Source organism: Mobilitalea sibirica, assembly GCF_015999265.1.
GTDB classification, from domain to species: domain Bacteria; phylum Bacillota; class Clostridia; order Lachnospirales; family Lachnospiraceae; genus Mobilitalea; species Mobilitalea sibirica.
Genome location: NZ_JAEAGR010000002.1, coordinates 42,238 through 55,505 on the forward strand (window position 1 = coordinate 42,238; position 13,268 = coordinate 55,505).

Consider the following 13,268-nt stretch of genomic DNA (forward strand, 5'->3'; position numbering starts at 1 on the left):
GTCTGAATTGAGACGGACGAAACAGTCCAATCTGTAAGTGATTTCGAAAAACATTTCGGATAGGTGATCAGCTATTCAAAACAGCCCCTCATAGCCTAAATCTTTGTCAATCTCAATCTCATTTATTCTCTGCTTTATTCATATTCTTAACCGCCGTAGACAGCATCAGCTTAATACGGTTTAACTGGTTTACCTCACTGGCACCGGGATCGTAATCCACTGCCACAATATTTGCCTCCGGATGTTGTCTTCGAAGTTCCTTGATAACACCCTTACCTACAATGTGGTTCGGCAGACATGCAAAGGGCTGTGTACATACGATATTATAAACACCGGAATGCATTAGCTCCAGCATCTCACCGGTTAAGAACCAGCCTTCTCCGGTCTGGTTACCGGTGGAAACTACCTGCTCGGCATATTCTGCCAGTTTGCTGATATGAACCGGAGGAGTAAATCTTTGGCTTTTGGCAAGACATTTTGTGGCTTCCTTACGAAGTTTTTCTAAGGCCCAGATAGTCAGATTACCGATTGTGGCACTTTTTTTGCTCTTACCCAGATATCTTGCTTTGAAGTTATTGTTATATGCACTATACATAAAGAAGTCCAAAAGATCGGGAACGACCGCTTCGGCGCCTTCTGCCTCCAAAAGTTCAACCAGATAGTTATTGGCAGAGGGCAGGAATTTTACAAGGATCTCACCTACAATACCAACTCGGGGCTTTTTCAAGCCTTCTATAAGTTCAATCGTATCAAAATCATGAATAATTCCGCGGATATTTTTTTTGTATTCTCTCCAGCCTCCTGTTTCCAGACTCTTAATGCATTTATCACGCCACTTGGCATGAAGGGCATTGGCCGAACCGGGAACCTTCTCATAAGGCCGTGTCCTGTAAAGTACCCTCATGAATACATCCCCATAAACCAACGCTTCCATTGCTTTCAGCAGTAACTTAGGAGTAACCTTTAATCCGGGATTTTTTTCAAGGCCGGAAGCACTTAAGGAGATAACAGGAATTTGAGACATTCCTGCTCTTTCTAAAGCTCTCCGAATAAAACCGATATAATTAGTGGCACGGCAGCCGCCTCCGGTCTGGGTTATCATAATTGCGACCTTGTTTAAATCATAGTTACCGGATAATAGTGCATCCATGATCTGTCCGACTACCATTAAGGAAGGGTAGCAGGCATCGTTATTTACATATTGTAAGCCGACATCCACGGCATGACGGTTGTCATTTGGAAGAACTTCTACTTTATAACCTCCGGTTTTTAAAGCCGGTTCCAGAAGCTCAAAATGAATTGGAGACATCTGGGGGGCAAGGATTGTATAGCTTTCCTTCATATCTTCGGTAAAGATTACCCTATGATGAGCCGAGGAGGAAAGCTGGAGTTTGAAGTTCTTAGCTTCCCGTTCTTTTACAGCAGATAATAAGGAGCGAATACGAATTCTTGCTGCGCCGAGGTTATTCACTTCATCAATTTTAAGTACCGTGTAAATCTTACCGGATTTCGTCAGTATATCACTAACTTGATCCGTAGTTACAGCATCCAAACCACAGCCGAAGGAATTTAACTGAACCAGCTCCAGGTTTGCTTGAGTCCGTACGAAAGAAGCAGCGGCATACAGTCGGGAATGGTACATCCACTGGTCAATGACGATAGTAGGACGATCTACCACGCCAAGATGGCTGACAGCATCCTCAGTCAGTACGGCTACACCAAAGGAATTAATCATCTCGGGAATCCCATGATGAATTTCGGGATCAATATGGTATGGTCGACCTGCCAGTACAATTCCCTTTCTGCCGGATGCTTTTAGATAAGCTAAGGTTTCCTCGCCTTTTTTTCGGATATCATCTCTTGCTTTGTACAATTCCTTCCAGGCAATCTCAAATGCAACCTTTAACTCGTCCTCGGTGATACCTGCTTTTTTATTAAATAATTCTATAAGACGCTTACAAAGAATATCTGAACTTTCAAAGGACATAAAAGGATTCTCAAAGTTGATATCAGGACTTTTCAATTCCTCCACATTATTTTTGATGTTCTCAGGATAGGAGGTAACAATCGGACAGTTATAATGATTGTTGGCTTCCTCAATCTCGTTTCTTTCAAAAGGAATGCTTGGATAAAAAATGTATTTGATACCCTGATCGATTAACCATTTAATATGTCCGTGGGCAAGCTTTGCCGGATAGCATTCCGATTCGCTTGGAATGGATTCAATACCGAGCTCATATATGTTTCTACTGGAAACAGGAGATAATACAACACGGTAACCAAGCTTAGTGAAGAAGGTATGCCAGAAGGGATAATTTTCATACAGGTTTAATACTCTAGGTATCCCTACAACACCCCGAACAGCTTCCTCCTCACTTAGTGAAGGATAATTAAAATAACGCTCAAGCTTATATTCGAATAAATTAGGGATGTTTTCTACATTCTTTTCTTTACCGAGTCCCCGTTCACAACGGTTACCGGAGATAAATTGTCTGCCGCCGGTGAACTTATTAATGGTAAGAACACAGTTATTTGTACAACGTTTACAACGAGCCAGGGAAGTATCAAATTTCAATTCATGGATTTGATCAATGGTAAGCATGGAGCTTGCTTCCCCATCATAATGTTCTCTAGCAATAAGCGCAGCACCGAAGGCGCCCATGATACCGGCAATATCAGGTCTTACAGCCTCACATCCGGATATCTTCTCAAAGCTTCGAAGAACAGCATCATTATAGAAGGTTCCTCCCTGTACAACCATCTTTTCTCCCAGGTCTTTTGGGTTGGTGATTTTTATTACTTTATATAATGCGTTTTTGATAACAGAATAAGCAAGGCCGGCGGAGATATCTGCAACCGTAGCCCCTTCCTTTTGTGCCTGCTTTACCTTGGAATTCATGAAAACGGTACATCTGGTGCCAAGATCAATTGGATTCTTTGCAAACAAAGCCACCTTGGCAAAGTCCTCTACTTCATAATTTAACGACTTGGCAAAGGTTTCAATAAAGGAGCCGCAGCCGGAAGAACAGGCTTCATTTAGCAGTACATTATCTACGGTTTCATTCTTGATCTTGATACATTTCATATCCTGTCCGCCAATATCCAGAATACAATCCACTGCGGGTTCAAAGAAGGCAGCAGCATGATAGTGAGCTACTGTTTCTACTTCCCCTTCATCCAACATCAAAGCGGCTTTAATTAAAGCTTCCCCATAACCGGTGGAACAGGAGCGGACAATTTTTGCTTCGGGGGGAAGTATCTCATAGATTTCTTTGATGGACTTTATGGCGGTTTTTAAAGGACTGCCGTTATTGTTACTATAGAAGGAATAAAGTAGGGAGCCGTCTTCACCGACAACAGCAACTTTTGTCGTTGTAGAACCTGCATCAATACCAAGATAGCAATTGCCTTTATAATCCTTAAGGTTCCCCTTTTTTACTGTATGTACGGAATGTCTTGTCTTAAATTCTTCATATTCACTATCATCCGCAAATAACGGATCCAGTCGATGGACTTCAAAATCCATTTTGATCCCATGGGACAATTTTTCATAAAGTGAATTTAAATTCGTATTTATCTCAGGAGTGTGATTCATTGCAGCACCAATGGCAGCAAACAGGTGAGAGTACTCCGGTGCGATAATTTCTTCATCGGTTAATTTCAGTGTACGGATAAAAGCTTTTTTTAATTCATCCAGGAAGTGTAGAGGTCCGCCAAGAAAAGCAACATTACCTCGGATTGGTTTTCCACAGGCTAAACCGCTTATGGTCTGGTTTACAACAGCCTGAAAAATGGATGCGGATAGGTCAGGCTTAGTAGCTCCTTCGTTAATTAAGGGTTGTATATCCGATTTTGCAAATACACCACATCTGGCTGCAATTGGATAAATTGCCTTATAGCTTTTTGCATATTCATTAAGACCAGCGGCATCTGTTTTTAGTAAGCTTGCCATTTGATCAATAAAGGAGCCTGTACCGCCGGCACAGATACCGTTCATTCTCTGCTCAATGCCATTGGTAAAATAGATGATTTTAGCATCTTCGCCCCCCAGTTCTATGGCCACATCTGTTTGCGGAGCATAACTTTGCAAAGCAGTGGATACGGCGATTACCTCCTGAACAAAAGGGACATCTAAATGCTTCGAGATTGTCAGTCCACCGGAACCGGTAATTACGGGAGAAACCAAAAGATTACCCAAGGCATCCTGTGCTTTCTTGATTAACCCTGCCAGGGTTTCCTGTATATTGGCAAAATGACGTTCGTAGTCGGAAAATAGAAGTTCGTTTCCGTCACCCATCACCACTATTTTTACTGTTGTAGAACCAATATCAATACCTAATAATTTATTTATCATCATATAAAAATCTCCTCAAAATTTAAACCGTAAAATTTTGGGCAAGTAAAATCAGCTTTCTATATTATACGATACAAACTCTGGAAGTTCAACATTATAATTAGCAGAATTTAAGAGGTACAAGCTAAAAAAACAGCTTTCAGAAATTATACGTTAAATAGTAATTGCTTTGATAGAAAATATATTTTGTTTTTACTATAATTTCCTAATTAATAATTTGAATTAAGTACAATCATGATTGTCAAAGTTCCATTCACGAAAAGGTTGAATATAATAGAATAAAAGTAAGTGATTATGAAATCCGTTTGGAGGGAGATCAGAATGTATTGCATTAATTATGTAATCAAACAGGGAGATACACTATATTCCTTAAGCAGAAAGTATAATATACCGGTAGAAGCAATTATTATTGCCAATCCGTTTGTAAATGTATATAATCTGCGTATAGGAGAAGTAATCTGCATACCGGCAAGTGTTCCTCATGAAAACTATATGGGTCATACAACATACATGGTAGAAGACGGAGATACCTTAAGAACAGTTTTAAATAAAACCAGAATTAACTTGGCAGATTTATTAGAGTATAACAGTTTAGATGATATTCATCTGGAAGCGGGAACTTCCTTGGAAGTACCAATTGTTAGCGGTACTGATTATATGTCTTAATAGGTATTTTATTTTGAATCTTGTTATTAAATAAAATTAACATAGCCAATTGAACAAAATACAAATAAAACATGATAAATTGCCTTCTAAAATGAGTTATCCCTACATTTTAGAAGGTATTTTACATTTGGTTTTTATTTGACAAAGGTTTCAGAAAAACATATAATAAGTGTGATTTAGAAATAAATTTATAGTTAGAATTAAGTTTAAAAGGAAGGTGGTAAGGATGGAAGCCGGCCCCGGTAGTAGTTGTTGTCAGAGTAACACAAAAAGAATAATACTTACTGCAGTTAGCAGCAGTTTTCATTCGAATCAGCTTCTAAAGGTACATTTATCTTAAGCTGATTAAATGCATATCCGCTGCAAACTTGTGGTGGAAAGGAGCATTTATGATTGAGATTTACAAGACTACAGATGGTTCACTTCAAAGAATGACAGAGATAACGGAGGGTTGCTGGATTACTATGACAAACCCCTCCGCAACGGAATTATTAGAAATATCAGAGAAAACGAATATTGATATTAACAATTTAAGAGCCCCACTCGATGAAGAAGAGCGGGCCAGAATAGAAGTAGAGGATAATCATACTTTGATTTTAGTTGACATTCCTACTCTTGAAAGAAGAAATGACAAGGACAGATATGTAACGATTCCTCTGGGTATTATTGTAGCAAATGAGTTTATAATAACAGTATGTCTGGAAGATACACCAATACTAAAATGTTTCATCGATGGTAGGGTTAGAGATTTTTATACCTTTAAGAAAACCAGATTTATTATTCAGATTCTATACCGTAATGCATCCACGTTTCTGCAACATCTTAGAACGATTGACAGAAAGAGTGAAGAAATCGAACGAAAGCTTCATATATCCTCGCAAAACAGAGAATTAATAGAGCTCTTAGAACTGGAAAAGAGTCTGGTATATTTTACAACTTCTCTTCGTTCCAATGAAGTTGTATTCGAAAAAATGTTAAAAAACGAGAACATAAAGCGTTACCCTGAAGATGAAGATTTATTGGAAGATTTGATTATTGAAAATAAGCAGGCGATTGAAATGGCCAGTATTTACAGTGGGATATTAAGTGGAACGATGGATGCGTTTGCATCGATTATTTCCAATAATCTTAATATCGTCATGAAGTTCCTGGCTGCTATTACGATTGTATTATCCATACCAACTATGATCGCCAGCTTTTATGGTATGAATTTTATTAATATTCCGGGCGGTAACAACTATTATGGATTTTATATTGTAACCTGTATTTCTCTGCTATTAACCGGTATTACCGTATTTATATTCCGTAAGAAGAAGCTGTTTTAGATTTACTTGAAAGGTAATGGTGCATAACAATGAAATTTATTAATAAACTGGAACGATTATTTGGCAGATATGCAATTCACAATCTGATGAAATATGTAGCAATCCTCTATGGGATTGGATTTATCATCAGTATGTTGTCACCCAATATCTATTATTTTTTTAGTTTGGATTTTCAATCGATAGCAAAAGGCCAGATATGGAGATTGGTTACTTTTATCATTCCCCGTGTTGGCATGGGTGATTTGCTATGGGTTGCAATATCGGTATATGTTTACTATATGATTGGTAATGCCTTGGAAAGAGCATGGGGAGCGTTTCGTTTAAACCTGTATTTCTTTTCCGGTATTTTATTTAACTTGATTGCGGCGTTCATTACTTATCTTATCACCGGCATCAGTATCCCTACATCCTTAGAGGCAATTAACCCTACTTTGTTTTTTGCTTTTGCTGCTATGTATCCCAATACGCAATTTTATATTTATTTTTTAATTCCTGTTAAGGCTAAGTATCTGGCATGGTTTCAAGGTGCAATGTATCTGTTTACGATCTACAGCTACCTAACCCATGACAATCAATATTATAAATTATTAATTATTCCGATCGTAGCATCCATGGCTAACTTTTTAATTTTCTTCTTTGCAACAAGAAATTATAACAGGATTTCACCGAGAGAATTTCAAAGAAAAGCTAAATTTCATCGTCAGATGCAGGAAGCAAGAAATCAGGGTCCTGTTACACAGCAAAACGGGCGTAATGTAGTTACCAGACATAAATGTGCCGTATGTGGCAGAACAGAGTTGGATGATGATCAATTAGAATTTCGTTTCTGTTCCAAATGTGACGGTAATTATGAGTATTGTATGGAACATTTATTTACCCATGAGCATGTGAAAAAGTAATTGGAGGGATAATGTTTAATACAATCATTAAAGAATGGAAAGAGTTGTTTGCAGATAAAAGAATATGGATTGGAATTTTTATGGTGCTTATTATAATTATAATAGGCACCTCTTATAATAGGAAAAAAGAGGAAGTTCCTATCTCCGAAAAACTTCGTCTCGGTGTAATCAATCACGATAACAGCTCTTATTCGGAGCTTTTGCTCACATACTTTAACGGAAGTGAAACTTTCTCTAGTTTAATATCCGTAATTATTGGCGAAAATGATGAGATTAAAGAAGCCTTTCAAAAGGGAGAACTGGATATTTTTTTGGAGATACCTCAGGGATTTGCAGAAAATATGATTCGTATCGAACATCTCCCAATCGAAGTAACAATTAACATTCAGGATACTACAAAGGCGATCTTATTTAAGAATGTATTAGAAAGCTATGAAAAGTATATCTCGGCAGTTGAGATGAATGCTGTCGGTCTATATGACATCATGGAAAAGGACGGTATAAATCCGGATATCATTGAGCATGCGAATACTACCGTATCTATGGATCTGATTTTTACGGCATTGGGGAAAGAAGCTTTTTTTTCCTTTAAAACGGTGGATACCTTTCCGGCAACCACACTCAGTGAATATTATCTCATCTCGGTGCTTGTCATGTTTCTATTATATTCAGGTCTATATGGAGGCTTTCAGCTTATAAATGAGATTACAATGGGAACTTTTGCTAGGATGAAGACAACCCGCCTGCCAATGTATCAGTTTCTTACGGCTAAAATTCTATTACTAACAATAACCTTAACGGCGATTGCTGTTCTATCCATCTGCTTCATAAGGAATAGTTCGTATTCATTGGCTATAGGGCTTACCGGTTTTGCGATGTCCTTGTTCAGTGTTACCTTTGCCATACTCTTAAGTGCCTTTTTTGATACAACCCAGAGATATATATTGGTTGGAAATCTGGTAATATTCTATTGTATCGTAATTGGTGGAGGCATCATTCCAATACAATTTTTGCCCCAAGATATTCTACAACTGGCTAAAATGACACCAAATTATCATATGGTGGAGGGTATTATCCGGCTCGGCCAGGGACAGCTTTCGCATACCTATCTTATTATAGCAGTATTGTTTCTAATTGCAGCTCTTAATTTTACGTTGACATTACTATTCTACAGTAAAAGGAGAGTGGCATATGAAAAAGCATAAATTGATTGGATTAGTCTATGATGTTATCAGTATCTTTTTACTTCGAATGAAGCTTATATGCAAGGATTTTACTACTTTAGCATCAATGACCACATCCTTAATCATATTTTCTATTATCATTCATGCTTTATCGGTATCTGTGGAAGAACAAAGCTCTCTACCGATTGGTATCTTGGATAAAGATAAAAGTGTGGAATCAGAAGAGCTGATGGAAAGACTTAATAACGTTACAACTCTTAAACTGATCTCAAATGAAGATGAGGAGCTTCATAAACTTTTACTTGATGAGATGATTCTTGGGCTATTTGTGATCGAAAACGGATACGAAGAGAAACTGAAAAGAGGAGATATTAACGATATCATAACAATGTATTATTTGGAGGGGAATAAATCGGCTTCCATTTTATCAGATATTATAGCCAGTGAGATGATATATCCGATTAGTTTTTACAAGAGTTACCGGTATTACGATAAAATACCGTTTGAGGGAAGGAAGCACACAAAAGCGGAATATGAAGCATATTTGGAGAAGCTTTTCACAGGTAGTGAAGATTTTGATTTTGCGTTTGATATGAAATATATAAACCCTGACATTGAGGTTTCGAGCGAGAAAGTCATTTCCAATTCCTTACTGTATAATCAACTGATTTTCGGGATTTTGGGTATTTTAATTGCTTTTATCGCAATGTTTTTGATCTCTCAAACCGTAAGAGAAAAAGAAATGGGAATAGGGTATCGGCTAAGGATTACCCGGTTTCAACCTTATAAACAGGACGTCGGTAATTTTTTGGCTCTGATTTTCTGTGAAGGAAGTGTCGCCCTGATATTTTCCTCGCTGATTTATTCCAGATTAGAAACAAAAGAACTGAGCCTGTTTATTAGTTCCTTTATACTGATATTACTAAATGCCATAGTATTTGGCGGGTTTTTTATTGTAATCTCTAAATTAGTCAAAAGTATTATTCTATATCAGTTAATCGGATCTATTATCATATTACTACTGGGTGGACTAGGTTTTTACCGACTGTTAACCGGTTTTTATCAAACAATTGCTGATCGTTTCTTAAAATTTATTCCAAATAACTGGTTTATTCAGGGATTTACTGATATAATAGTATATGGAAATAAGGACAGTTATTGGAAGGAGGCACATCAGTTTCTTCTACTGATTGCTGTAGCCGTAATATTACTTATAATGGTTTTAAATATTATTATTCCTATGATGAACAAAAAGCAAATGAATTTTAATGACAGGATGGAAAGATAATGGATAAAAATTTAAAGACAATTTATAAAGATATACTACACAATAGAATACCTGAGGTGAATATACCTAGATTCTTTAATCATATGGTAAACCACTACCATACCTATGCTTCAATCAGACTTGCTTTGCATTACTATACTTATTATGAGGTATACTGTGATGAACATAAAGAGTGGAATGGAGCAGCTAAGGATCTTACAAGAGAATTAAATCAGATAATACGTCGTAATGTTCTTGGTAAAACGGTTTTACCGGAAGAGGGTAATGAGACCGATGAAGCGGGTTCGATTGAAGAAGCTGTCCGTCGTATAGATAAAATTCGTAATGAGATAATGAAACGAATGAATGTATTAACTGCTTATACGGATATCTTTTATAATTATGAGTATATACTAAACAGGGTGGAATATCGTTTTCAGGAGGAGGAAGTACTTCCGGAGGAGGATGATATATTTGCAAGAGATGTACTCCGTTATATCTTTGATACCCAGGATAATGTGGTCATTAATGAGAAGATAAAAGAGATTGTTGGACAAATTCCTGTAAGGATGGCAAAACAGAAGTATTATGATTTATTAAGAGAAAGTTTTCAGCCGTATCTGGGAGCGGAACTTTCCTCCCTTCAAACCTATCTGTATATGCTGCGGACATCGGCTATGCTACAGAAAGAAGAGGGCATGGAGACTTATTATCCATGGCTTTGGGATAAAAAGAATGAGCTTGCTTCAATTAATTATAAGGAGATTACGAAGTCTCAGTATGAAGAAGCTACTGACATATTAACAACAGCATCCGAATTACTTCTTACAGAAACCGCAATTTACTATAGCCTACAGGAAATTGTAAATGAAGTATACTCTGTATTATTATGTGCTCCGTATGTAGGAGTAGAGGATACGTGTGGTGATAAATGGGATAAGGCTTCTTTTGAAATCATCAGTGAAATCAATCGTCTGTTTTATGAGGAAACCTATGAAGAACCTCCAACAAAGCTGATAGAAGTGTTCGGTGTTATTGAGGGTGTGCAGGAGGAGATGATCTATGATCTGACTGCTTTAGAGGAAGCCCTTTATGAAATTGATGTCAATCATAGAAAGCTAACAGAAAGCCTGATGATGGATAAGCTTTTGAATACATTGCTCCTTTGCAAGGATCTATTATCCAATAGCTTATTTATTGATTTTTATGAGATAAGGATGAATCAACCGGTAGATGAAGATAGGTTAACAGTGGAAGCAGATAAGCTGATTAACGAGTTGGCCGAATTGTTTGAAAATCATGACAAGGTAGTAAGTAGGGCAGTAATGGCCAATACCTTGAATAAGATACCGGTATTCTTTAAAAATCATACTGAGGTAATGGAGTATATACGTTATTCTCTGGAGAAATGTACCGACTTGGTTGAAAAAATAGCTTGTATGCGCATAATCAGAGATATTATGTCCGAATAGCCTTGTATTATTCATGGCAATTTGTGGTATACTAGGTATATACGATTTTTCATGGAATGAATTCATAGTTAGGAATTCATAGTAATCCTGTTTAATTCATAATAGGGCAATGAGCAAATTTGAGTTACTATAACATTCGTGACTTTCTTTTTAATACTTTATAAGGTAAGGGAACTTTATGATACGATGGACCAATAGACTGTATATCGGTGAAAAGATGGAGAAGAAAAAGGAAAAAGCAATAACTTCAATTAATAATAGGAAAGCAACCTATGGAGTTTATTGCATTGCTTTTGCGTCTCATCCTGACAACTTATTTGATATTATGGATGCGAATGAACTGTTGTTTCCTCATTACAAGAAATCGGATATTCATATCGTCGGGTTGGCAAAGGGGAAGGAAGAAGCAATTGATCTTGTGCATGATATGTTGATGGAAGTCTATCATAACACAGGTGAGTTTGATGTTAGGTCATATTTTACATAGGATAGAAGGATTTGTTGAGGATTTCGTTATGTATTCTAGATGATAAGCGGAGATGTGAAAGAATGTTTCATATAATCATATTGATTTTAAAAATAATTGGGACAATCGTCATCAGCCTTTTGGGATTGCTAATTTTTATTCTCCTGTTAGTGTTGCTGGTTCCCATAAGGTATCGGCTTCATGTTACCCATGGAGACGGCTTTCATGTGAAAGGAACGGCCGGATGGCTACTTCATATCGTACATGCAAGGATTGATCAAATAAATACAACGAATCATTTACGGGTACGTATTTTCGGTAAAATTGTATATGACAGCTTAAAAGTAAATGAAACAAGCCATAATAAAAAAAGAGGCAATAGATTAAGTTTAAAAAAGAAAAAGATGGCCAATGATAAAAAGATAAAATCGGTTCCGAAGCTTTCTTCTATAGATAAGAATAGGCCCTCGATTAAGCCAATTGAAAAGAATAGTAATGAGAAATCAAATCAGAGAATAGAAAAAAACAAGGATAACTTAACTGTGACAGAAAAGAATGATTTGAACATAGAGGATAAACTGACAGATAAACCAGGACATATTCTTAGGGATGAGCAATCATCCTATTCACACGAACAGCCACCTGCTAAACCGGTAATAATATCTGAAGGGCATGTTGATGAGGAGAATGAACAGGAATCCTTTTATGAAAGAATTACAGATAAATTAAAACGGGTATTTCAGAAAGTTAAAAACTTTTTTCAAAGAATAAAAAGTGGCATTATCCATTGGTTTTTGAAAATATGTCATATAAAACGTAAGTTGAGCCTGTTGTTCGATTTTCTAAGGGACGAGATTAACCAAGACGGATTAAAAGCAACATTTGATAGTGCAAAAAAGCTGATAAAGCATATATTACCTACAAAACTAAAATCCAGGGTGATTTTTGGTACCGGAGATCCTTGTTCAACCGGACAAGCCTTGGGAGCTTTCAGTATACTGTATAGCTTCTATGGAGATAATATTGTGATTACTCCGGATTTTGAAAATAAAGTTTTTGAGGGCGAGCACTTTGCAAGAGGAAGAATAAGATTAATTACAATACTAATAATAGTAATTAAGCTTATACGTGATAAACGGTTTATAAGATTAAAGAGAAATGCGAAAACATTAAAGGAGGCGTTATGATGTCGGAAAACAATTTCAACTCTACAGTAGAGTCATTATTTAAGGGTATGGATAGCTTTTTATCCACAAAAACAGTGGTTGGAGATGCGGTTAAAATTGAAGATGGGACAATTGTTTTACCATTGGTAGAAGTAAGCTTTGGTGTTGGTGCAGGAGCCTTTGCTGGAGATAAAAAGAATAATGCCGGTGGCGGTCTTGGCGGAAAAATATCACCCAGCTCCGTATTAGTAATACAAAATGGCACTTCTAAGGTAGTAAATGTCAGAGAACAGGACAGTGTAGGTAAGATTATTGACATGGTTCCTGACCTTATCAATAAGTTTACCAAGGGATCAAAGAAAAAAGACGATTTGTCGGAAAAAGTAGAAGAAGCATTAAAAAATCAGGATAATAATGCTACCCTTGAATAATTATATTTTACTGCGTTAAAATATAAATAAACAATTGA

10 protein-coding genes are annotated in these 13,268 nt (G+C 36.8%); 9 read left to right on the plus strand and 1 reads right to left on the minus strand.

Going from position 1 to position 13,268, the window contains the following annotated elements; genetic code table 11:
- Positions 1-118: 118 nt before the first annotated feature.
- A complete protein-coding gene (locus tag I5677_RS02085; protein ID WP_197659917.1) occupies positions 119-4,357 on the minus strand; it encodes a 2-hydroxyacyl-CoA dehydratase in 4,239 nt (1,412 codons plus the stop codon).
- A 291-nt stretch (positions 4,358-4,648) separates the two neighbouring features.
- Here I5677_RS02085 and I5677_RS02090 point away from each other — a divergent pair, with 291 nt between their 5' ends.
- The 9 genes from I5677_RS02090 (at position 4,649) to I5677_RS02130 (ending at position 13,230) form a co-directional block, all read left to right on the plus strand.
- On the plus strand, positions 4,649-5,020 hold the full coding sequence (locus I5677_RS02090) for a LysM peptidoglycan-binding domain-containing protein (protein ID WP_197659918.1): 372 nt from the start codon (positions 4,649-4,651) through the stop codon (positions 5,018-5,020).
- A gap of 389 nt (positions 5,021-5,409) precedes the next feature.
- Entirely contained in the window at positions 5,410-6,345 is a 936-nt protein-coding gene (locus I5677_RS02095) for a magnesium transporter CorA family protein (RefSeq protein WP_197659919.1), read from the plus strand.
- Between the two features lie 29 nt (positions 6,346-6,374).
- Positions 6,375-7,244, plus strand: coding sequence for a rhomboid family protein (locus I5677_RS02100; RefSeq protein ID WP_197659920.1), 870 nt, complete (start codon positions 6,375-6,377; stop codon positions 7,242-7,244).
- A gap of 11 nt (positions 7,245-7,255) precedes the next feature.
- Positions 7,256-8,449 (plus strand): ABC transporter permease, encoded by a 1,194-nt coding sequence (locus I5677_RS02105; RefSeq protein ID WP_197659921.1) that lies wholly within the window; start codon positions 7,256-7,258, stop codon positions 8,447-8,449.
- Positions 8,436-9,716, plus strand: a complete 1,281-nt coding sequence (locus tag I5677_RS02110; RefSeq protein ID WP_197659922.1) for an ABC transporter permease — start codon at positions 8,436-8,438, stop codon at positions 9,714-9,716. Before I5677_RS02105 ends, I5677_RS02110 begins: the two co-directional genes overlap by 14 nt.
- Positions 9,716-11,167 carry a hypothetical protein gene (locus I5677_RS02115; RefSeq protein ID WP_197659923.1) on the plus strand — a complete coding sequence of 484 codons (1,452 nt, stop codon included), beginning with the start codon at positions 9,716-9,718 and terminating at the stop codon, positions 11,165-11,167. Before I5677_RS02110 ends, I5677_RS02115 begins: the two co-directional genes overlap by 1 nt.
- 217 nt (positions 11,168-11,384) lie before the next feature.
- Positions 11,385-11,654, plus strand: a complete 270-nt coding sequence (locus tag I5677_RS02120; RefSeq protein WP_197659924.1) for a hypothetical protein — start codon at positions 11,385-11,387, stop codon at positions 11,652-11,654.
- A 62-nt stretch (positions 11,655-11,716) separates the two neighbouring features.
- Positions 11,717-12,820: a DUF2953 domain-containing protein gene (locus tag I5677_RS02125; protein WP_197659925.1), complete on the plus strand. Its 1,104-nt coding sequence runs from the start codon at positions 11,717-11,719 to the stop codon at positions 12,818-12,820.
- Positions 12,820-13,230 carry a GerW family sporulation protein gene (locus tag I5677_RS02130; protein ID WP_197659926.1) on the plus strand — a complete coding sequence of 137 codons (411 nt, stop codon included), beginning with the start codon at positions 12,820-12,822 and terminating at the stop codon, positions 13,228-13,230. Before I5677_RS02125 ends, I5677_RS02130 begins: the two co-directional genes overlap by 1 nt.
- Positions 13,231-13,268 lie beyond the last annotated feature (38 nt).